The sequence below is a fragment of the Micromonospora sp. DT31 genome (genome assembly GCF_049841795.1).
Taxonomy (GTDB): domain Bacteria; phylum Actinomycetota; class Actinomycetes; order Mycobacteriales; family Micromonosporaceae; genus Micromonospora.
Map to the genome: position 1 here is coordinate 537 of NZ_JBNCKZ010000034.1, position 373 is coordinate 909.

Annotated in this window: 1 protein-coding gene; it reads left to right on the plus strand. The window is 72.4% G+C overall.

Features of this window, described 5'->3' with window-relative positions; genetic code table 11:
* Positions 1-20: 20 nt before the first annotated feature.
* On the plus strand, positions 21-373 hold a 353-nt coding region (locus ACLQ2X_RS27725; protein WP_425684028.1), incomplete at its 3' end, for a hypothetical protein.

A 373-nucleotide genomic window follows, 5' to 3' on the forward strand; every position in this document is an offset into this window, starting at 1 on the left:
CCGTTCGGGTGGTTTCCGCGGTGGCGACCGCGAGGGCGGCTTCCGTGGTGGTGACCGTCGGGACAGCGGCGACCGCCAAGGTGGTTTCCGCGGTGGTGACCGCGAGGGTGGCTTCCGGGGTGGTGACCGTCGTGAGGGCGGTGACCGTTCGGGTGGTTTCCGCGGTGGCGACCGCGAGGGCGGCTTCCGTGGTGGTGACCGTCGGGACAGCGGCGACCGCCAGGGCGGTTTCCGCGGTGGCGACCGTCGTGAGGGCGGTGACCGTTCGGGTGGTTTCCGTGGTGGTGACCGTCGTGAGGGCGGTGACCGTCCGGGTGGTTTCCGCGGTGGTGACCGTCGTGAGGGCGGCGAGCGTCCGGGTGGTTTCCGCGGT